General features: G+C 71.5%; 17 protein-coding genes and 1 other RNA gene. 16 read left to right on the top strand and 2 right to left on the bottom strand.

Going from position 1 to position 18,946, the window contains the following annotated elements; translation table 11 throughout:
• Positions 1-55: 55 nt before the first annotated feature.
• From IFT88_RS07750 to ssrA, 13 genes are all read left to right on the top strand, one after another.
• A complete protein-coding gene (locus IFT88_RS07750) occupies positions 56-1,222 on the top strand; it encodes a cysteine desulfurase family protein (protein ID WP_043593654.1) in 1,167 nt (388 codons plus the stop codon).
• A 226-nt stretch (positions 1,223-1,448) separates the two neighbouring features.
• Positions 1,449-2,204: an acyl-CoA dehydrogenase gene (locus tag IFT88_RS07755; protein ID WP_199859014.1), complete on the top strand. Its 756-nt coding sequence runs from the start codon at positions 1,449-1,451 to the stop codon at positions 2,202-2,204.
• Between the two features lie 11 nt (positions 2,205-2,215).
• Positions 2,216-2,824, top strand: coding sequence for a signal peptidase I (locus tag IFT88_RS07760; RefSeq protein ID WP_052505125.1), 609 nt, complete (start codon positions 2,216-2,218; stop codon positions 2,822-2,824).
• Positions 2,825-2,832: 8 nt separating this feature from the next.
• Positions 2,833-3,738: a hypothetical protein gene (locus IFT88_RS07765; protein ID WP_192119834.1), complete on the top strand. Its 906-nt coding sequence runs from the start codon at positions 2,833-2,835 to the stop codon at positions 3,736-3,738.
• A complete protein-coding gene (locus IFT88_RS07770) occupies positions 3,735-5,561 on the top strand; it encodes a choice-of-anchor G family protein (RefSeq protein WP_192119836.1) in 1,827 nt (608 codons plus the stop codon). Before IFT88_RS07765 ends, IFT88_RS07770 begins: the two co-directional genes overlap by 4 nt.
• A gap of 83 nt (positions 5,562-5,644) precedes the next feature.
• Positions 5,645-6,247, top strand: a complete 603-nt coding sequence (locus IFT88_RS07775) for a hypothetical protein (RefSeq protein ID WP_192119838.1) — start codon at positions 5,645-5,647, stop codon at positions 6,245-6,247.
• Between the two features lie 128 nt (positions 6,248-6,375).
• Positions 6,376-6,972 (top strand): RNA polymerase sigma factor, encoded by a 597-nt coding sequence (locus IFT88_RS07780; RefSeq protein WP_159826343.1) that lies wholly within the window; start codon positions 6,376-6,378, stop codon positions 6,970-6,972.
• Positions 6,969-7,832, top strand: a complete 864-nt coding sequence (locus IFT88_RS07785) for a hypothetical protein (RefSeq protein ID WP_192119840.1) — start codon at positions 6,969-6,971, stop codon at positions 7,830-7,832. Before IFT88_RS07780 ends, IFT88_RS07785 begins: the two co-directional genes overlap by 4 nt.
• 114 nt (positions 7,833-7,946) lie before the next feature.
• Positions 7,947-9,056 (top strand): peptide chain release factor 2, encoded by a 1,110-nt coding sequence (gene prfB, locus IFT88_RS07790; protein WP_043593664.1) that lies wholly within the window; start codon positions 7,947-7,949, stop codon positions 9,054-9,056.
• Positions 9,057-9,159: 103 nt separating this feature from the next.
• Positions 9,160-9,903: a cell division ATP-binding protein FtsE gene (gene ftsE, locus IFT88_RS07795; protein ID WP_043593759.1), complete on the top strand. Its 744-nt coding sequence runs from the start codon at positions 9,160-9,162 to the stop codon at positions 9,901-9,903.
• Entirely contained in the window at positions 9,900-10,814 is a 915-nt protein-coding gene (ftsX, locus tag IFT88_RS07800; RefSeq protein ID WP_043593665.1) for a permease-like cell division protein FtsX, read from the top strand. Before ftsE ends, ftsX begins: the two co-directional genes overlap by 4 nt.
• Positions 10,815-10,930: 116 nt before the next feature.
• A complete protein-coding gene (gene smpB / locus IFT88_RS07805) occupies positions 10,931-11,407 on the top strand; it encodes an SsrA-binding protein SmpB (RefSeq protein ID WP_055971963.1) in 477 nt (158 codons plus the stop codon).
• Positions 11,408-11,514: 107 nt separating this feature from the next.
• Positions 11,515-11,892: a transfer-messenger RNA gene (gene ssrA / locus IFT88_RS07810) on the top strand.
• Between the two features lie 250 nt (positions 11,893-12,142).
• Here ssrA and IFT88_RS07815 read toward each other — a convergent pair.
• On the bottom strand, positions 12,143-13,678 hold the full coding sequence (locus tag IFT88_RS07815; protein WP_192119842.1) for a hypothetical protein: 1,536 nt from the start codon (positions 13,676-13,678) through the stop codon (positions 12,143-12,145).
• A gap of 238 nt (positions 13,679-13,916) precedes the next feature.
• Positions 13,917-14,801 carry a LacI family DNA-binding transcriptional regulator gene (locus IFT88_RS07820; RefSeq protein WP_192119844.1) on the bottom strand — a complete coding sequence of 295 codons (885 nt, stop codon included), beginning with the start codon at positions 14,799-14,801 and terminating at the stop codon, positions 13,917-13,919.
• Positions 14,802-14,842: 41 nt separating this feature from the next.
• On the opposite strand from IFT88_RS07820, the gene IFT88_RS07825 reads away from it, so the two are divergent.
• From IFT88_RS07825 to IFT88_RS07835, 3 genes are all read left to right on the top strand, one after another.
• Positions 14,843-16,102 carry an ROK family protein gene (locus IFT88_RS07825; protein ID WP_199859015.1) on the top strand — a complete coding sequence of 420 codons (1,260 nt, stop codon included), beginning with the start codon at positions 14,843-14,845 and terminating at the stop codon, positions 16,100-16,102.
• 137 nt (positions 16,103-16,239) lie between these two features.
• Entirely contained in the window at positions 16,240-17,916 is a 1,677-nt protein-coding gene (locus IFT88_RS07830) for an ABC transporter substrate-binding protein (protein WP_199859016.1), read from the top strand.
• 34 nt (positions 17,917-17,950) lie between these two features.
• The gene (locus IFT88_RS07835) at positions 17,951-18,940 is read left to right on the top strand and encodes an ABC transporter permease (protein ID WP_123570318.1); all 990 of its coding nucleotides are present in this window, start codon (positions 17,951-17,953) and stop codon (positions 18,938-18,940) included.
• Positions 18,941-18,946: the final 6 nt, after the last annotated feature.

The raw sequence follows: 18,946 nt of genomic DNA on the forward strand, positions 1-18,946 counted from the left end.
TGTCGGCCCCGAAATCATCGAGCGTCACCGCCCCACCCAGCCTGAGGACCCGAACATGAGCGTCTACCTCGACCACGCGGCCACCACGCCGATGCACCCGGCGGCCATCGCCGCCTACGCCGAGGCGCTCGGCACGGTCGGCAACCCCTCGTCCATCCACTCGGCCGGCCAGAACGCCAAGCGCGTCCTCGAGGAGGCCCGCGAACGCGTCGCCGCGACCCTCGGCTGCGACCCGATCGAGGTCGTCTTCACCTCGGGCGGCACCGAGGCGGTCAACCTCGCGATCAAGGGACTCTGGTGGGCGAGGCAGTCCGACCGACCGCGCCCGCGCCTCCTCGTCCCCGCCGGCGAGCACCACGCCACCGTCGACACCGTCGAGTGGCTCGAACGGTACGAGGGCGCCGTCGTCACCTGGCTGCCGCTCGACGAACAGGGTCGGCTGCGCGTCGACGCCCTCGCCGCGGCCCTCGACGAGCACGACGACGTCGCCCTCGTCAGCCTGCTCTGGGCCAACAACGAGGTCGGCACGATGCAGCCCGTCGACGAGGTCGTGGCGCTCGCCGCGGCCCACGGGGTCCCGGTGCACTCGGACGCCGTCGCGGCCTACGGGCAGGTGCCCATCGACTTCGCGGCCTCCGGGCTCGCGGCGCTCAGCGTCAGCGCCCACAAGATCGGCGGACCCATCGGCATCGGTGCGCTCGTGCTGTCGCGATCGGCGACCGTCGTGCCCCTGATCCACGGCGGCGGACAGCAGCGGCAGGTGCGGTCGGGCACGCAGGACGCCCCGGCCGCCGTCGCCTTCGCCGTCGCGGCCGAGCAGCCGCACGGGGCCTACGAGCCGTTGCGTGACCGACTGATCGCCGGGGTGCTGGCGTCGGTGCCCGGGGCGGTGCTGCGGGGCGACCCCGTCGACCGGCTGCCCGGCAACGCCCACTTCACCTTCGACGGGTGCGAGGGCGACTCGCTGCTGTTCCTGCTCGACGCCGCCGGCGTCAGCGTCTCGACCGGTTCGGCCTGCCAGGCCGGCATCCCCGAGCCGTCGCACGTGCTGCTCGGCATGGGCCTGCCCGCGGACGCGGCCCGCGGCGCGCTGCGCATGACGATCGGGCACACGAGCACCGACGCCGACGTCGACGCGCTGCTCGCGGCGCTGCCGACGGCCGTCGCGCGCGCCACGACGGCCGGCTACGCCGACCGGGCCCCGGTGCTCGGCGCCCGCTGATCCGACGCCGGGACGGCGTCCCCTGCGGCGCCCCCCGAACGGGTGGGTTGTCGCCCCCGCGCGGGGGTGGTGTACTCGTCGTCAACACACGTGAGCACGTCTCACCGGCCGGGCCCCACCATCCCGCGCCGCCGCCGCATCCCGGCACGCCGCCCGCTCACCACGGGCGTCCATGGCACCACCCGAGCGCCGCCCTCACCAGGCTGCGCGGATCAGGAGCACCACCATGCCGCAGCACAGCCCTGCCTCCGACGCCCCTCGCGACGACGCCTCCCTCGACGACGTGGCGACGCTCGACCGGGCCACGCCGAGACCACGGCGCCTCCGCAAGATCGCGGCGCTCACCGCCGGCGGTGCCCTCGTCGTCGGCGGCCTCGGTTACACGGTCGCCGCCTGGACCGACAGCGAATGGGTCTACGCCGGCGACGGTTCCGGGGGCCCCGGCATCGGCACGGGCACCTTCGAGGTGCAGCAGAGCGTCACGTCGCCCTACACGGCGGGCTTCGCCGACTTCGAGGCCAACCCCGGCCAGGCCATGCTCTTCACCCCGGGCTCCCAGACCCTGAGCCCCGGCGAGAGCGTCTACGCCGGCGTCGCCCTCCGCACGACCGCGACGACGACCGTCCCGGCCGACGTCCAGGTCCGGGCCGCCGTCCCCGCGACGGGCGTGACCGTCGCCGACGCCGGGGGTTCGCTCTTCTCCGCGCTGACGGTCCGCGTGGCCACCGTCGCGGTCTCCGGCACGGGAGCCGCCCCGACCTGCACCGCCGCCGCCTTCACCGCGCCGACGACCATCGGCACGGGTCCGCTCGCCTCGACCGGTGCCACGGCGCCGCAGCGCCTCGCCGCCGGGTCGGCCAGCACGCAGTTCTACTGCTTCGAGGTGACCCTGCCGCAGAGTGCCGCGACGGCCGCGTCCACGGCCCTTCAGGGCCGCACGGTCGCCCCGGCGTGGGAGTTCGCCTCGACCAGCGTCGAGTGACGGGCCGACCGATGGTCGACATCGAGACCCGGCCCCGAGCGGAACGCGGGGCCTCCGGGGTCGAGCCGCGCCGGGCGGACCGACGTGAGCGCCGTCGCCGTCGGCCGCGCCGTCGTGCGGTCGAGGTCGCGAGCACCGTCCTGCTGTCGGTGGTCGGCCTCGTCGGTGCGATCTGCCTTCTGTGGCTCGCCGTCTCGACGGTCCTCGGCCTGTCGCTCGTGGTCGTCCTGACCGGTTCGATGAGTCCCACCGTGCCCGCGGGCGGTGCCGTCGTCACGCGGCCGATCGCCGCGGTCGACGTGCGGCCCGGCGACGTGGTCACGGTGCCCCGGCCCGGCTTCGAGGTCCCGGTGACCCACCGCGTGGTCTCGACGAGTGCCGTGCCCGGGGACGCCGCCGCGCGATCCCTCGTGCTGCGGGGCGACGCCAACGACACCGACGACCGCGATCCCTACGTCGTGCGCGACGCCCGGATCGTCGTCGCCTCGGCCCCGGGCCTCGGCTTCGTCCTGACGACGATGTCGACCCCGCCGGCGCGAGGCCTCGCGGTCGCCGTCGTCGGTGCCGCCGTCGTGCTGGCCTTCTGGCCGACGCGACGCGGCGCGGCCCGTCGAGGGTGAGGACGACCGTGGACCCGGCGACCGGTGCGGACCGCGGGACCGCCACCCGCGGGCGCCGCGCCGCGCCGACGCTGCTGGCCGTCGTGGGGACGGCCGCGTTCGTGCTCGGCGGTGCCCTCACCGTCCAGGCCGGCACCGCCCGGGCCCTCGAGCCCGTGCCCGAGACCGGCCTCGACGGCCACCTCGTGCTGGCCGACGAAGTGGTCGGCACCGAGGACATCGCCCCCGCGGCCCCGGGTCGCTGGCAGATCGCGACCGACGTCACCACCGGCGACCGGGTGGCCCTCGGCCTCGAGCTGGTCAGCTCGGGCTCGCTCGTCGACGACGAGGCCGGACTGACGTTGGGGGTCGAGACCTGCGACGTCGAGTGGCAGCAGGTCGAGACGACGCCGCTGTGCGCGACCGGGGCGCGGACCGTGACCGCCCCGACCCGCGCCTCCTCGTTCGTCGACGGCAGCCCCTCGTGGCCGGTGCGTTCGGTCGGCAGCACGGGCCGGGTCTTCGTGCTCGTCAGCCTCGGTCTCGCCGGAGGACGTTCGGCGGACGACACCTCCTCCATGGGTCGGACCGCCCGCGTGGGCGTCGGCATCACGGCGACGGCCCTGGACCCCGTCGAGACGCTCCCGGCCGAGCCCGTTCCCGAACCCACCGTCACCGCCACCCCCGGTGACCCGGCGGAGCCCGGGCCCGACGCGACGGACGAGGCGGCACCCGGCCCCGCGATCGACGGCTCGGACGACGGACGCCCCGGCGACGGACGCCCCGTCGGCGTGACCCTCAGCGGTGTGGCTGCCCCGCGCTCCCTCGCCTTCACCGGAGGCCTCTCGCTCGGTCCGGCGATCGCGGGTGCCGGCGCCCTGCTCGTCGGCCTCGCGTTGCACCTCCGGGGACGACGCCGGGCGGTGACGTCGTGACCGGCACGCACGCCGGGCGACGACGCCCGACGGGTGCCGGCCGTCTGGTCGCGGCGCTCACCGCGCGCCGGGCCGTCGTCGCGGTCGCGGCCGTCGTCGCCGTCGTGGGCGCCGTCATCGTGCCCCCGCCGCCCGTGACGACCGCCGCCTGGACCGACTCCGAGCGCGCGTACGGGCTCGTCGGCACCTCGAAGTTCACCTGCGGCACCGACACCGGCTACGCGGCCGCCGCGTCCAGCCGGTTCGTGCGCGGCAGCCTGGCCGGCACCGACCTCGACACCGTCGCGGCCGTGCGCGGGGCGGACCTGACGCGCACCCGATCCGGCGTCGTCACCGCGGTGCCGACGTCGCCCGCCCCGACCACGGACGCCGGAGGCACGACGACCTTCCGCAATCCCCTCTCGGCGAGCGCGGGGTCGGGTCTCGTCGGCCTCGACCTGGCCGGGCTCGGCACGAACCTTCCGGCGGGATCGGCCGGGGCGCTGAACCAGTTCACGCGGGTCGCCCCGACCGGCACGGCGGCCGCCGCCTCGGGCCTGGTGAGCGATTCGGGCGGTCTCGGCGTGACGTCGACGACCCCGGCGTCGGCCCTTCCCGGCCCGGCCCGTGTCGGCCTCACCTCGGTGCTGCCCGCCTCGACCGCCCTCGACCGGGCCGACCTGACCGTGGGGGCGGTGGCGTCGACGGCGACCCTCGACGGGTGTCGGGCCCTCGAGAGCCGCATCTGGGGCGACGGCAGCGTGACGGGCGTGACCCGCGACTACGGCGTCGCCGGTCTCGCGCTCGAACTGCGCAGCCCGGCGGTGGCGGGGCTGTCCGGACAGGTGTCGAGCACGGTCACGAGCCTGAACACGGCAGTTACGAGACTCGTCGGCGTGGACGGGACGATCTCTGGCACTGTCAAGACAGGGGTGTTGGGCACGGTCAACGCCTTGACGAACCTCCTCAGCCTGGGATCGGTCAGCGGCGACGTCAGCATCTCGGGCCTGAACTTGCAGACCGCGGTCGATCCGCTCGTGGCGGGCTCCCTGACGAGCGCCGACGGCACGGTGACCATCACCCCGGCGACAGGACTGGTGACGGTCGACCTGGCCAAGCTGTCGGGACCGTCCGGTGGCATCAACGGGCTGGCGCCGAACACGGAGATCGTGCTCAGTGCGACGGCGATGAACGCGATCACGGCGACGGTGAGTGGGCTTCTCGACGGGTTCACCTCGTCCCTCGTCACGGCGCTGAGGGCCGCGGTCGACAAAGCGACCCTGAACGTCGCGTTGCGAGTCGACCTCACCGCGACGCTGCTCGGAGTCGCCGTGCCGGTCCTCAAGGTCGACGTCGTCGTCCAGGGGTCGCTGTCACAGGTGCTCGCATCGCCGTCGACCGCCAAGGCGTCCGTGACCGGCACCGTGTTGCCCGTGCTCGGTCTCGGTGCGGCCCTCAGCGCGGTGCTGAACGGACTCCTCACGCCCCTGGCGAACTCCGCCCCGACTCTGGTGGGGTCGATCGCGAGCCTGCTGACGACCACCCTCGTCACCCCGATCACGACCCTGGGTACCACGCTCTCGACCGCGCTCGCCCCGGTCGTTACCGCGGTGGGCACCCTGACCACCCGTCTGCCGTCCGTGCTGTCGCTGCGCGTCAACCTGCGCCCCGACCAGGCCGGCTACCCCGGGGGCGTCGTGACCACCGCGCCGGCCGACAAGTGGTCGACGAGCCCGTACCAGGTGGGGGCGCTGCGGGTGGCCCTGTCGGCCGGTGCGACGACGGTCACCTCGATCGACTTCGCGACCTCCCGCGTCGGCCCCGTCAGCACCCTGCCCCGGTAGTCGCCGCGCCGGCCACGGCGACGGCGTCGACCCGAGGAGGCGCGGGTCGGGCCGCGCAGGCCCCCTCGCGTCAGACTGGGCCCATGCAGCTCTACTCGGCCTCGCCCCTCGTCCGTACCCGCCAGGTGACCGGAGACGTGGTCGCGATCGGCCTCGTCGTCCTCTTCGTCGTGCTCGGGGTGAGCATCGCGTCCTTCATCGGCTCGTTCGCCGACCTCGGCAGGCAACTCGAGGAGGCGGGGGCCGGCTTCCAGGGCACGATGCAGGACGCGTCGCGCGCGCTCGAGGGGTTGCCCTTGGTCGGCGGTGCCGCCAGCGCACCGTTCGACGGGGCCAGCGGCGCCGGACAGTCCCTGGCCGACGCCGGACGGCAGCAGCAGGAGGGTGTCGCCCGGGCGGCACTGGTCGCCGGACTCGTCGTGGCCGGGGTGCCGAGCCTCGTGGTGCTGTGGGTCTGGCTGCGTGGGCGGATCGCGTTCGTGCGCCGCGCCTCCTCGGTCCGTTCGCTGCTCGCCCTGCCGTGCGGCGAGGACCTGCTCGCGCTGCGGGCCCTGACCGGCCGCGACGCCAAGGCCGCCCTCGCCGTGTCGCCCGACCCCGTCGCGGCCTGGCGTGCGGGGGAGCCCGCGGTCGTCCGCCGCCTCGCCGACGTGGCCCTTCGCGAAGCGGGCGTCGCCCGGCGCTGACCGGCGCCGGCCGGTGCCGCACCGGGGGGAACGGGACGAGGGAACCTTTCCGCCCGATCGGACATGTAGGGGAAGCGGCAACGGATCAGAGGGGACGTCGACATGACGACGAGAAGCGAGCGCGACGGATGACGGCGACGGGGGACGACGAGGTCTGGGCCCGGGCGGTCGCCGGGGACGCGGCCGCCTTCGGGGCCGTCTTCGACCGCCACCAGGACCGGGTGCACGGTCACGCCCTGAGGTTGTGCCGTCACCGGCACGACGCCGAGGACGTCACGGCCGTGGTGTTCCTCGAGGCATGGCGCCGTCGGGACGCGGTCCGCGTCGTCGACGGCTCGGTCCTCGCGTGGTTGCTGGTGACGACGGGCCACGTCGCCCAGAACCTCGCGAGGTCCACCCGTCGCCATCGTCTCGCCCTGGCCTCCCTGCCGCCGCACCCCGTCGTCGACGATCCCGCCGACGGCGTCGCGGCGCGACTCGACGTCGTCGATCGGGACCGGCGGCTGCGCCTCGCCCTCGACGGCCTCGCGAAGGCCGATCGGGACGTCCTCGGGCTCTGCGTGCTCGAGGAGTTCCCGATGGCGACCGCGGCCGAGGCGCTCGGCGTGCCGGTCGGCACGGTCAAGTCCCGACTGTCGCGGGCCAAGGCGCGACTCGCGCGAGCGATGTCGGCCTCCGAGCCGTCCACCGAACGACCCGTCACCCTGAACGGAGAGACCCGATGAGCGACGCACCGAACGTCCGTCCCGACGACCGGCACGGTCGGCCCGGTCTCGATCGTGATCGTGCCGAGGCCATCCGCGGCCTCCTGACCGAGACCGTCGAGCGCGAACCCGAACGCGTCCGTTCGACCCGTCGCCGCCGGGTCGTCCTGCTGTCGGTGGCCGGGGTGGCCGCCGTGGCGCTCGCCGTCGGGGGCGTCGCGCTCGCCGGGGGTGGCCCCCTGCCGTCGGGAAACGGTGAAGCGGCCCCCACCTCGCTCCCGTCCGATCGACCCGAGGACGATCCCGGCACGTCGCCGGGTGTCGTCGAACCGGCCGGAACGCCGTCGGCGACACCGGTCCCACCACCGGCACCGACACCGGTGGTGGACGATCCGACGGCCCCGTCGACCTGGGTCGTGTCCACCGATCGGATCGGGCCGCTGGTCCTCGGCGGCCTGCTCGAGGAGCAGGCCGCCCGGCTCAGCACCTTCGACCGGCACCCGGACGACGGCTACGGCTGCCCGGCGTCGTTCTTCTCGGACGGCCGGGGACTGAGTCTCGCCCTCTCGCGCGGGTCGTCTCCGGACGCGACCGAGATCGCGACCGTCTCCGCCGACCCGACGTTCGACGACCCGGCCGCCCTCGCGAGCGCCACCCCCCGGACCGCGTCCGGCATCGGGCTCGGCGACGACGAAGCGACACTGCTCGCCGCCTACCCGGATGCCGAACGCACGCTCGACCACCACGAGAACTACGGGACGCAGTACGCCGTCGCCGGCGACGACGGGCAGTACCTCGTCTTCGTGGTGGGGACGTCCGACCGGATCACCGACATGAGCGTGGGCACGACGCGCATCGCCCCGCCCGAGTACTGCGGATGAGACGAGACCTCACCCTGTCGGCGGGAGGCGCGGGGCGGGTGGCGCGAGGCGCGCGGCGGGCGGCGCGGGGCACGGGCAGGCCCGGCCCACCCGGGCCGGGTAAGCTCGGGGACCATGATCGCACTGGATTTCTCTGAGCAGATTGCCGCCCTCCGGGCCACGTTCGAAGACATCCGTGCGGTGATCGGGCAAGACCGTCTCGTCGCCGAGATCGCCGAGCTCAGCGAGCAGGCCTCGGCCCCCGACCTGTGGGACGACACCGACAACGCCCAGAAGGTCACCAGCGCCCTCAGCCACCGGCAGTCCGAGCTCGAGAAGCTCGAGACCACCGAAGCGCGGCTCGACGACCTCGTGGTGCTCGTCGAGATGGCGAACGACGGCGACGACCAAGAGAGCGCCGACGAGGCGCAGGCCGAGCTCAAGGCGTTGCAGAAGATGATGGACGTCCTCGAGGTGCAGACCCTGCTCGACGGCGAGTACGACCCGCGCCCGGCCGTCATCACGATCCGCGCCGGGGCCGGTGGCGTCGACGCCGCCGACTTCGCCGAGATGCTGTTGCGCATGTACCTGCGCTACGCCGAGAAGCACGGCATGTCCGCCACGGTGATGGACACCAGCTACGCCGAAGAGGCCGGCATCAAGAGCGCCACCTTCGAGATCGACGCCCCGTACGCGTTCGGCACGCTCAGCGTCGAGGCCGGCACGCACCGGCTCGTGCGCATGAGCCCGTTCGGTGCCGCCGGCAAGCGTCAGACCAGCTTCGCCGCGGTCGAGGTCATCCCGCTGATGGAAGAGACCGAGTCGATCGACATCCCCGAGAACGACATCCGCGTCGACGTGTTCCGGTCGTCGGGCCCCGGCGGTCAGAGCGTCAACACGACCGACTCGGCCGTCCGCCTGACGCATATCCCCACCGGCACCGTCGTCTCGATGCAGAACGAGAAGAGCCAGATCCAGAACCGGGCCGCCGCCATGCGCGTGCTGCAGTCGCGCCTCCTGCTGCTGCAGAAAGAGGCCGAGAACGCCAAGAAGAAAGAGCTGGCCGGCAACATCACGGCCAGCTGGGGCGACCAGATCCGCAGCTACGTGCTGGCGCCGTACCAGATGGTCAAAGACCTCCGCAGCGAGCACGAGGTCAACAACCCCTCGAACGTCTTCGACGGTGACCTCGACGGCTTCATCTCGGCGGGCATCCGCTGGCGCAAGCGCGACGACCAGGACTGACCAGGCGTCGCCTGCCCGGCGGCTCCCAGCACATCCATAGCCGCCTCGCCGCAGCGAGTCGCTGCGATGATCGTCGCGGACCGCGCTTAGGGTGATCCCCGTCATGATTCGGTTTGATGAAGTCACCAAGGTCTACGTCGGCAACCCCCGACCCGCGCTGAACGCCGTCACCCTCGAGATCCTCAAGGGCGAGTTCGTGTTCCTCGTCGGGGCGAGCGGCTCCGGCAAGTCGAGCTTCCTGCGGCTCGTGCTGAAGGAAGAGAAGCCGTCGCAGGGGCAGATCCACGTCCTCGGCCAGCGTCTCGGCACCCTCTCGAGCCGCAAGGTCCCGTACTTCCGGCGCAACCTCGGGGTCGTGTTCCAGGACTTCCGGCTGCTGCCGCAGAAGAACGTCTTCGACAACGTCGCGTTCAGCCTGCAGGTCATCGGCAAGAGCAAGGGCTTCATCCAGGAGGCCGTCCCCGACGTCCTCAAGATGGTCGGCCTGGTCGGCAAGCAGCACCGTCTGCCGCACGAGCTGTCGGGTGGCGAGCAGCAGCGCGTCGCGATCGCCCGCGCGATCGTCAACAAGCCGGCGATCCTGCTGGCCGACGAGCCCACCGGAAACCTCGACCCCTCGACGAGCGCCGGCATCATGACCCTGCTCGAGCGCATCAACGCCGGTGGCACGACGGTCATCATGGCGACGCACGACGCCGGCATCGTCGACCAGATGCAGCGTCGGGTCATCGAGCTCAGTGCGGGCAACATCCTCCGCGACGAGCGTCACGGTGGTTACCAGACCCAGGCGGTGCCCATCCAGGCCATCGGGGTCGAGGACCTCAGCACGAGAGGAGCCGACGCATGAGACTCGGACTCGTCATGAGCGAGGTCGGCAGCGGCCTCCGTCGCAACGCCTCGATGGTCGTCTCGGTCGTGCTCGTCACGTTCATCTCGCTGACCTTCGTCGGCACCGCGGCCCTCCTGCAGATGCAGATCACGCAGATGAAGGGTTACTGGTACGACAAGGCCCAGGTCGCCGTCTACCTCTGCACCGACACCGACACGACCGGCAACTGCACCGGCGCGATGGCGACGAAGGACCAGATCGACGGCGTCCGCGCCCAGCTCGACAGCGACGTGCTGACGCCCTACGTCGACAAGTTCTACTTCGAGGACCAGACCCAGGCCTACGACCGCTTCAAGCAGCAGTTCGCCGACAGCCCGGCGACCGAGTTCGTGCAGCCCGCCTACCTCAACGAGACCTTCTGGGTGAACCTGAAGGACCCGACGCAGTCCGACGTCCTCACCGAGAGCCTGTCGAGCCTGGCCGGCGTCCAGAGCGTGGTCGACCAGCGCGGGTACCTCGATCCGATCTTCGCGGTGTTGAACGCCGCGAGCTACACGGCCATCGGCATCGCCTCGCTCATGCTCATCGCGGCCGTGCTGCTGATCGCCACGACCATCCGCTTGAGCGCGTTCAGTCGGCGACGAGAACTCGGCATCATGCGCCTGGTCGGTGCGTCCAACCGGTTCATCCAGACGCCGTTCATCCTCGAGGGGGTGATCGCGGCCCTCGTGGGATCGTTGCTCGCGGGAGGGGCGATCATCGCGATCGTGAACTTCTTCGTGAAGGGCTACCTCGCGGTGACCTTCCAGGGCACGCCGTTCATCGGCCTGCGCGACGCGGCCCTCGTCGTGCCGATCGTCATCGTCGTCGGCATCCTGCTCGCGGCCCTCAGCGCGAACGTCGCCATCAGGCGCTACCTCAAGGTCTAGGAGCCGGCCACGTGAAGGAGGCGCGGTGCCCGTCACACGGGCACCGCGCCTCTTCGGCTGTATACTGAACGGCTGCCTGTCGGCAGCACCCCCACCCGAACGACCAGGAGGCCAGCGTGGCGAAAGAACGCGGTGAGAAGGTCGTGGCCACGAACCGCCGCGCGCGCCACGACTACACGATCGACACCACCTACGAGGCGGGCATCGTGTTGAGCGGCACCGAGGTCAAGTCGTTGCGACAGGGTCGTGCGTCACTGGTCGACGGGTACGCCTTCGTCGACGCCGGCGAGGCGTGGCTCGACGCGGTGCACATCCCCGAGTACACCGAGGGCACCTGGAACAACCACGCGCCCCGACGCAAGCGCAAGCTGCTGCTGCACCGTCACGAGATCGACAAGATCGGGCAGAAGACCAAAGAGGGCGGCTTCACGGTCGTGCCGCTCAAGATCTACTTCAGCGACGGCCGGGCCAAGGTCGAGATCGCCCTCGCCAAGGGCAAGCGCGAGTACGACAAGCGCCAGACCCTGCGCGAGCGCACGGCGACCCGCGAGGCCCAGTCGGCGATGTCGGCGCGCAAGCACCTGGGGGAATGACCGACCGGGCGTGACCGGTGGCGCGAAGGCGTCCGACGACGTAGACTGATGGGCCGCACGGAAACGTGCGTTGGTAATTCAAGAGCGTGTGACGACGGCCCCCTCATGGGGATGATCGGTTTCGACATCGCCTGTGTGCGAACGAGAAGCGGGCCGAGGATCCAGGGTTATCTCGTAAACGATCTCTGGAAAACAATAAGTGCCAATAACAAGCGCACTGACTTCGCTCTCGCTGCGTAAGCAGTAGAGCCACATGGAGTCCGTCAGTCTGGTGACCGCCTTCTAACCAGATCCTGACGTCATTTAGATGGCTTGCTGTGTGACTACGCCTGGGGGTCACACGGGACTTGCACTCGGGCTGGGCTCGTCGACCTAAAAGCCAGTAACAAAGGTCGGAGCCGAGCAGAACGCCTCATCTGGCTACGCCCGTAGAATGCGTGCAATCTCAGCGATGGACGGGGGTTCAATTCCCCCCATCTCCACCATCGGTCGTCGTCACACCCTCTCGAACACGAACGCCCCCACCAGATCAGGTGGGGGCGTTCCTGCGTCCGCGGCCTCACGTTCCGCGCCGTGTCGCACCGCCGGATGAGCATCGCGCCGCCCATTTCGACGGTGCGATGGTCATTCGGCGGTGCGACACCCCTTCGGCCACGTCGGGTGGCCGCCGCCGGACGCGGAACGGCCCCCGCCGCTGCCGAGGCAGCGACGGGGGGCGTCGTCGTGGTGCGGGTGTTACTCGCCGGCCACGTCGCTGGTCGCGAGCTTCGCGCGACGGCGAGCGAGGACCATCAGCGTCGAGCCCAGCAGCAGGACGGCGGCGCCGATGCCGATGGCGGCCTCGGTGCCTTCGCTACCGGTGAAGGCCAGGCCCGTGGGGGTGGCGATCGGGGTGGCGGGAGTGCCGGCCGGGACGACCGCGGCGATGAGGCTGAAAGCCACGTCGGCCGAGGGGTCCGAGACGATCGGCTGACCGGCGGCGTCGAGCACCGGCAGGCCGTCGGCGTCGAGGAGGAACGACACGGCGGCAGCCGTGTAGTCGTTCGGCGTCAGGGCGAGGGTGACGGTCCAGTTGCCGGCGGCGTCGACGACGATCGGGTCGGCGGGGTCGGCGGGGACCGCAGCGGCGGCGGCGCGTCCGTTCTCGGCGGCCTCGAGCTCGTCCAGCTGGTCCGTCGGGACGACGGCGAGCAGGATGTTCGAGCCGGGGGTGCCGGTGCCCTCGAAGGTGACCTGGTCACCGACGACGACCTGACCCTGGGTGGGCGAGGTGATGACCGGGGCGTCGAGGACGACGGCGGTCGGGGGAACGACCACGGCGGGCAGGCTGAACGAGCGGGTGACGTCACCCGAGCCGGCGCCGCCCGTGACCTGGGTCACGTTGACGGTCTGCGCCACCGTGGCGTCGTCCGGGTAGGTGTAGTCGAGCGACCACTGGCCGTCGACGACGGCGACGGCGCCGGTACCGGGGAGGCGGTTGCCGTCGGTGTCGAGGACGTTGACGGTCGAGCCGGAGGTGCCGGTACCCGAGAAGGTGACGGTGCGCGTGGCGGTGGTCGTGCCCTCGGCGGGCGTGACGACGTCGAGCGTCTGGCCCTGCGGCAGGACGAAGGCGACGGGGGTGTCACCCGTGCCGGCGCCGCCGGTGACCTGGGTCACGCGCACGCTCTGGTTGCGGTCGACGGTCTCGGGGTAGGTGTAGACGAGCGACCACTGGCCGGCGACGACGACGACGGCGCCGGTACCGGGGAGGCGGTTGCCGTCCGTGCCGAGCACGTTGACGGTCGAGCCCGAGATGCCGGTGCCCGAGAAGGTGACGGTGCGCGAGGCAAGCTGCTGAGCGACCTCGGGGGTCGTGACCGAGAAAGTCTCGGCCGGGGTGACGGCGGGCAGGACGAAGGCGCGAGCCTGCGGGTCGCTGAAGCCGCTGCCGCCGTAGAGGCCGGTGACGTAGACGCTCTGGTTGACGGCGTCGGTGTCGGCGTACGTGAGCGTCGTCGACCAGGTCGTCGAGTTCCCCGTGTTGATGCGGTCCGCGCGGGTGCCCGAGTCGTCGGTGCCCTTGTAGACGTCGACGGTGGCTCCGGCCGCGACGGTGCCGGACACGACGACGGTCCGCGACGCCGTGGTGGCGCCGGCTTCCGGGGTCGAGATGACCAGCGAGGCGGGGGCGGCCTGTGCCGCGGTGACGGAGAGGAGGGCCCCTCCGAGGGCGAGCGTGAGGACGGCCGGAACGGCCACCGCACGGCGCCAAGAGAACTTGGTGATCACGTGGTGAGTGCTTTCTTGATCGGTGGTGCAAGCGTCATCGCTTGTCCGCCACGGCCCAGCGCCGGGTGAGACACGCAGTGCCGGCCCGGAGGGCAGCACCCCCTCAAGCTATCTTCAACCTGAGAGAACCACACTGTTCGGTCCAGAAAGCGCCGGGTGATTTCAAAGACACCCACGCATCACCCCTGCGCGGGGGCCATTCAGCCCAGAATCTGCTATCGACCTGTTCGGGGGGTGATCATGCCGGCGCCGGGCCCGACGACCCCCGCCGCACGAGTGACGCGGGCGGCGCCTCGACCGACGCCACGCCCTCGCCCGCCAGCACGGCGAGCAGCATGCCCGCCGCCACCTCGCCGATGCGCTGCACGTCGTGGCTGACCGCCGACAGCGACGGTGTCGACAACTGGCACTGCGACGAGTCGTCCCAGGCGACGAGCGTCAGCCGGGTCGGCACCTCGACCCCGAGGCGCTGTGCCGCGGCGAGGCCGCCGAGCGCCATCTGGTCGTTGTCGAAGACGACGGCCGTCGGCGGCATCGGCTCCGAGAGCAGACGCGAGAGGGCGGCCGCGCCGGCGTCCCACGAGTAGTCGCCCTCGATCGTCCGGACGACGGACGAGGAGGCGCGACTCGCGGCGACCAGCGCCTCCTGCCTCACCTGCGTGTGCAGCAGCGCCGCCGGGCCCGACACGTGCGCCAGCCGACGGTGCCCGTCCGCGACGAGCGCGGCCACCGTGTCGCGCATGGCGACGCCGTCGCCGGTCCAGACGGCGGGCAGGTCGCCCGAGAGCGCGGGGTCGCCGAGCACGACCGCGGGCAGGCCGAGCTCGCGCAGCAGGGCGGGGCGGGGGTCGTCGTCGGTGAGGTCGACCAGCACCACCGCGCCGAAGTCGCCCGAGGTCGCCCACCGCCGGTAGGCCGCCAGTTCGGCGTCGCGATCGGCGAGGGCCTGCAGCAACAGGGTGTGGCCCCGGGGACGCAGCACGCGTTCGATGCCGGCGATGAGTTCGTGGTAGAACGGCTCCGCCCCCAAGATCTCGCCGGGGCGGACGAGGGCGAGACCGACGCGACGGCGGTCGCCCGGCCCGGCAGGGGCCACCCGGGTGTCGACGATCGAGTCGGTCATGCGCCCGAACCTACAGCCCCCGACAGGTCGGAGCGACGCCCGTGGTGACCCGCGACCCCGATCCGACCGCGCCTCGGCCCGCCTCGTACCCGCGGCCCACGACGCAGTCCCCGGCGCAGCCCGCACCGCAGACGAGCCGCGAACTCGTCGTCGACCTCGTGCGGTCGTCGGGTCCGATCAGCCGGGTCGAGCTCGCGCAGGCCAGCGGGTTGACGCAGGCGTCGATCTCGACGATCGTCCGGCGGCTGCTCGACGAGGGCCTCGTCCGCGAGACCGGTCGGGCGGCGTCGACGGGCGGCAAGCCCCGCACCATGGTCGAGATCAACCCGCGGGCTGTCTACGGCATGGGCGTGCAGATCGGCGCGGACTCGCTCACCTACGTCGTCACCGACATGCGCGGGGGAGTCGTCGGCCGCCTGCAGGTCGACGCCGGACCGGCCGCGTCTGACGACGTCACGGCCGCCGCTGTCCGCGTCGTGGACGGCTTCCACGACGTCGTCGGCAGCCTCGGACTCGCGAGCGGGGCGGTGGCCGGCCTGGCCGTCGTCGGCCCGCGGGCGACCCTCGCGCACGGTGTCCGCACGGGCCCGCGCTCCACCGAGAGCGCTCTCCACGCCGGGCTGCACGCCGCGCTGGCCCTGCGCCTCGGCCTGCCCGTCATCGTCGACAACGACGCGGCGGCCGCGGCGCTCGGCGAGTTCTGGAGTCGCCAGGTGCCGCGCTCCGAGACGTTCGCCTGCGTGTACCTCGGCACGGGGGTCGGATCGGGCATCGTGCTCGACGGGGCGCTGCACCGCGGCGCGAGTTCGGGCGCCGGCGAGCTCGGCCACGTCTCGATCGACCTCGACGGTGAGCCCTGCTACTGCGGCAACCGCGGCTGCCTCGAGCTCGCCGCCTCGCCGGGGGCCGTCGTGGCTCGGGCGCACCGCGACGCCGCCGCGTTCGACGACCTCGGCCTGACCTGGGCTCCGGGCGGGGTCGCGCGGGACTTCGACCTGCTCGCGCGGGCCGCGATCGCCGGTCACGTCGCGGCCGACGCCCTGGTCACCCGGGCGGCCGGGCAACTCGCCGCGGGCGTCGTCACCCTCGCCAACCTGCTCGACCTCGACCGCGTCGTCCTGAGCGGCCCCGGGGTCGCGGTCGCCGGCTCGATCTACGCCCGCGCGGCCGTCGAAGCCCTGGCCCGCACGGCGTTCTCGCGGGGCGTCCACACGACACGGGTCGAGGTCTCGACCGACCCGCGCGACGCGGCCGCGATCGGCGCGGCCGCCCTCGTCGTGCAACGCGCCATCTCGCGCTGACCCCGCGGCGCGGTGCGGCAGGAGGAGCAGGTCACGATCCCGACACGGGCTCACGACTTTCTTGACTCGCTTACGTAAGTCGTCTAAGAAAGACCCCGGGACCAGGCGACGGCGCCTGGCCAGACGAAGGGTCGACGATGCCTCTCTCCATGACCAACCGCCGACGGGTCGGATTCGGTGCGATCGCACTCGCGACCGCCGCGGGCCTGGCGCTCACCGGCTGCACCGCCTCGAGCGGAGGCGACGAAGGCGGGATCACCGCCAACACGGGCCCCGCGGGCGACCTCACCGCCAACTTCAACCCGTTCTCGGCCACGGCCGACAGCACCTCGCAGGGCCTGCTCTACGAGCAGCTCTTCTACTACAACGTCCTCACGGGCGCCGACCCCAAGCCGATGCTGGGTGAGGACTACGAGTGGAACGACGACGGCACCGAGCTGACGGTCGACCTGCGCACCGGCGTGCAGTGGAGCGACGGCGAGGACTTCACGGCCGACGACGTCGCGTACACGTTCCAGACGATGCTCGACAAGCCCGAGCTGAACCGCGTCGGCTTCGAGGGCACCGTCGAGGCCACGGACGACGACACGGTGGTCTTCACGTTCGACGACACCTCGTTCGTCAAGGGCCCCGACATCCTCGGCCAGGCCGCGATCGTGCCCGAGCACGTCTTCTCGAAGCTGTCCGACATCGCCACCGACCCGGTCGAGAAGCCGATCGGCACCGGCCCGTACATGCTCGACACCTTCACCCCGCAGAGCTACGTCTATAAGGCGAACCCGAACTACTGGCAGTCGGGCAAGCCCGAGGTCAAGAGCATCCGCTACATCGCCCTGGCGAACAACACGTCGGCCACCGACGCGATCGTCGGCGGCGACCTCGACTGGTCGAGCATCTTCATCCCCGAGGCCGACAAGGTGCTCGGCAGCAACCCCGACGTCAGCTACGTCGCCACCCCGCTGCAGCAGATCACGTTGATGACCTGCTCGAACGCCGACCTCGGCTGCACCGGCCCGCAGACCGACCCGGCCGTGCGCCAGGCGATCTACAAGGCGATGAACCGCGACCAGCTGAACGACCTGGCCTTCTCGGGCACGAACAAGCAGATCTCGCCGACCTTCATGACCCTCGGTCGTGACGACGACTACATCAGCCCCGACGTCGAGAAGGAGACGCCGATGACGGCCGACACCGAGGGCGCCGACGCGCTGTTGCAGTCCGCCGGCTACGCGAAGGGCTCGGACGGCATCTACGCCAAGGACGGCCAGAAGCTGCAGCTCGAGATCCAGGTCGTCACGGGCTACTCGGACTACATCGCGGCGATCGACGCCATGGCCGAGCAGCTGCGCGCGGTCGGCATCGAGATCACGCAGAGCGCCAAGTCGTACAACGAGTGGGTCGCCGCCCGCAACAACGGGCAGTTCCAGCTGACGATGGACTCGCTCGGCCAGGGCCCCTCGACCGACCCGTACTACCTTTACAACGGCAACTTCGACTCGACGACGACCTCGCCGGTGGGCGAGCAGGCGATCAACAACTTCGCCCGCTACTCGAACCCGACCGTCGACGCCGCGATCGTCGCGGCCGAGCAGACGGACGACGTCGCGGCGAAGACCGAGCAGTACTTCACGATCCAGAAGGAGATCGTGAAGGACATGCCCTACATCCCCGTGCTGCTGCAGTCGACGCTGACCGAGTTCAACAGCGCGAAGGTGACCGGCTGGCCCACGGGCGACGACGACACCGAGAACTTCCCGGCGACGTGGAAGACCTGGGACAACGCCCAGACCGTCCTGAACCTGAAGCTCAAGTGATCGTGGTCGGAACCGAGAAGGTCAGGAGGCGCGGGTGAGGTACGTCGCCCAGAAGGTCGGCTTCTACGCGGTCGCGTTGTTCGCGGCGCTGACGCTGAACTTCTTCATCCCGCGGTTGCTGCCCGGTGACCCGGTGGACATCCTGCTGGCCAAGATGCAGCAGAAGGGACCGGTCAGCGAGGCGACCGTGACCAGCCTGCGCCTCCTTCTCGGTTCCGACTCGGACGAACCGCTGTTCTCGCAGTACGTGCAGTACCTCGGCAACCTGGCCCGGGGGGACCTCGGCATCTCGGTGTCGTACTTCCCGGCCGGGGTGTCGACCATCATCGGCCAGGCCATCCCGTGGACGATCGCCCTGATCGGCATCGCGACGATCTTGTCGTTCGTCTTCGGGGTGGGCCTCGGCACCCTCGCCGGGTGGAAGCGCGGCTCGGTGCTCGACAACTTCATCCCCGTGACGACGATGTTCCAGGCGGTGCCGTACTTCTGGCTCGCGCTCATCCTGTTGTACGTGTTCGGCAGCGTCCTGCGGGTGTTCCCGCTGTCGGGCGGTTACAACGTCTACGAGGCGACGCCGGGGCTCAACTGGACGTTCGTCCAGAGCGCGGTCCTCTACGGCACGCTGCCGGCGCTGACGATCATCATCTCGTCGGTCGGCGGCTGGCTGCTCGGCATGCGCAACATGATGGTGTCGACCCTCAGTGAGGACTACATCGTCACCGCCGAGGCCAAGGGCCTGTCGCCGATGCGCATCCGGCAGTCGTACGCGGCCCGCAACGCCGTGCTGCCGCAGTTCGCGGGCTTCGCGATCTCGCTCGGGTTCGTCGTGTCGGGCTCGATCGTGACCGAGCAGGTGTTCTCGTACCCGGGCATCGGCAACGCGCTCTTCACGGCGACGCAGAACAACGACTACGCGCTGATGCAGGGCATCTTCCTGGTCATCACCCTCGCCGTGCTGGGGACGAACTTCATCGTCGACCTGATGTACGGCTTCATCGACCCGCGCACGCGCGCCAAGCGTTAGGACGAC

It is taken from the genome of Frigoribacterium sp. CFBP 8751, assembly GCF_014841545.1.
GTDB lineage: Bacteria > Actinomycetota > Actinomycetes > Actinomycetales > Microbacteriaceae > Frigoribacterium.

Bases quoted from the DNA above. Each gene is read 5' to 3' on its own strand.
- IFT88_RS07775 (WP_192119838.1), top strand. From the start codon at position 5,645: ATGCAGCTCTACTCGGCCTCGCCCCTCGTCCGTACCCGCCAGGTGACC.
- IFT88_RS07780 (WP_159826343.1), top strand. From the start codon at position 6,376: ATGACGGCGACGGGGGACGACGAGGTCTGGGCCCGGGCGGTCGCCGGG.
- ftsE (WP_043593759.1), top strand. From the start codon at position 9,160: ATGATTCGGTTTGATGAAGTCACCAAGGTCTACGTCGGCAACCCCCGA.
- IFT88_RS07750 (WP_043593654.1), top strand. From the start codon at position 56: ATGAGCGTCTACCTCGACCACGCGGCCACCACGCCGATGCACCCGGCG.
- IFT88_RS07830 (WP_199859016.1), top strand. From the start codon at position 16,240: ATGCCTCTCTCCATGACCAACCGCCGACGGGTCGGATTCGGTGCGATC.
- ftsX (WP_043593665.1), top strand. From the start codon at position 9,900: ATGAGACTCGGACTCGTCATGAGCGAGGTCGGCAGCGGCCTCCGTCGC.
- IFT88_RS07785 (WP_192119840.1), top strand. From the start codon at position 6,969: ATGAGCGACGCACCGAACGTCCGTCCCGACGACCGGCACGGTCGGCCC.
- IFT88_RS07760 (WP_052505125.1), top strand. From the start codon at position 2,216: ATGGTCGACATCGAGACCCGGCCCCGAGCGGAACGCGGGGCCTCCGGG.
- IFT88_RS07820 (WP_192119844.1), bottom strand. From the start codon at position 14,801: ATGACCGACTCGATCGTCGACACCCGGGTGGCCCCTGCCGGGCCGGGC.
- prfB (WP_043593664.1), top strand. From the start codon at position 7,947: ATGATCGCACTGGATTTCTCTGAGCAGATTGCCGCCCTCCGGGCCACG.
- IFT88_RS07755 (WP_199859014.1), top strand. From the start codon at position 1,449: ATGCCGCAGCACAGCCCTGCCTCCGACGCCCCTCGCGACGACGCCTCC.